The organism is Rhizobacter sp. (genome assembly GCF_031412075.1).
Taxonomy (GTDB): Bacteria; Pseudomonadota; Gammaproteobacteria; order Burkholderiales; family Burkholderiaceae_C; genus Rhizobacter.
The window spans coordinates 1-1,600 of sequence record NZ_JANOCG010000676.1 but is presented as its reverse complement, the minus strand read 5'-3'; the positions used below and the strand labels follow the sequence as shown (position 1 = coordinate 1,600).

General features: G+C 62.0%; 1 protein-coding gene. It reads left to right on the top strand.

The genetic code is table 11. The annotated features are described in order from the left end of the window. Positions 1–1,600 (top strand): DNA-directed RNA polymerase subunit beta' (locus tag RMO40_RS25075; protein WP_489660243.1); only part of this gene is annotated, 1,600 nt, incomplete at both ends.

Sequence of the window (1,600 nt, the reverse complement as noted above, 5' to 3'; positions counted from 1 at the left end):
CAGTGGATGGTGATGAACGTGCTGCCTGTGTTGCCGCCGGACCTGCGTCCGCTGGTGCCGCTGGACGGCGGGCGTTTCGCCACCTCCGACCTGAACGACCTCTACCGCCGTGTCATCAACCGCAACAACCGCCTGGCGCGTCTGTTGGAGTTGAAGGCCCCGGAGATCATCGTGCGCAACGAAAAGCGCATGTTGCAAGAAGCGGTGGACTCGTTGCTCGACAACGGCCGCCGCGGCAAGGCCATGACGGGCGCCAACAAGCGCGCGCTCAAGTCGCTGGCCGACATGATCAAGGGCAAGAGCGGTCGTTTCCGCCAGAACTTGCTGGGCAAGCGCGTCGACTACTCCGGCCGTTCGGTCATCGTGGTCGGCCCGACGCTCAAGCTGCACCAGTGCGGCCTGCCGAAGCTGATGGCGCTTGAACTCTTCAAGCCCTTCATCTTCTCGCGCCTGGAAGCCATGGGCATCGCCACCACCATCAAGGCGGCGAAGAAAGAAGTGGAAGCGGGCACGCCCGTGGTGTGGGACATCCTTGAAGAAGTCATCAAGGAACACCCGGTCATGCTGAACCGCGCGCCAACGCTGCACCGCCTGGGCATTCAAGCCTTTGAGCCGGTGCTGATCGAAGGCAAGGCGATCCAGTTGCACCCGCTCGTTTGCGCGGCCTTCAACGCCGACTTCGACGGCGACCAGATGGCTGTTCACGTGCCGCTGTCGATCGAGGCGCAGATGGAAGCCCGCACGCTGATGCTGGCTTCGAACAACATCTTGTTCCCGGCCAACGGCGAGCCGAGCATCGTGCCGTCGCAAGACGTGGTGCTGGGCTTGTACTACGCGACCCGCGACCGCATCAACGCCAAGGGCGAAGGCCTGATCTTCTCCGACGTGATCGAAGTGCAGCGTGCACTCGACAACGCGGTGGTGGAAGTCACGGCCAAGATCGCCGTTCGCCTGACCGAGTACACGAAGAACAAGGAAACCGGCGAATTCACGTCGGAAACCAAGCTCGTCGACACCACCGTCGGCCGTGCCTTGCTGAGCGAGATCTTGCCCAAGGGCCTGCCGTTCTCGAACATCAACAAGGCGCTGAAGAAGAAAGAAATTTCGCGCCTGATCAACACCTCGTTCCGCAAGTGCGGTCTGAAGGAAACGGTCGTGTTCGCCGACAAGCTGCTGCAGTCGGGCTTCCGCCTGGCCACGCGTGCCGGCATCTCGATCGCGATCGACGACATGCTGGTGCCGAAAGAAAAGCACATGCTGATCGAGCGTGCCGAGAAGGAAGTGAAAGAGATCGAGCAGCAGTACGTCTCGGGTCTGGTCACGTCCGGCGAGCGCTACAACAAGGTGGTCGACATCTGGGGCAAGACCGGCGACGAAGTCGGCAAGGTCATGATGGCCCAGCTGTCGAAGCAGAAGACCATCGACCGCCATGGCAAGACGGTGGATCAGGAGTCGTTCAACTCCATCTACATGATGGCCGACTCGGGTGCGCGCGGTTCCGCCGCGCAGATTCGCCAACTCGCCGGCATGCGCGGCCTGATGGCCAAGCCTGATGGCTCGATCATCGAGACGCCGATCACCGCGAACTTCCGCGAAGGCC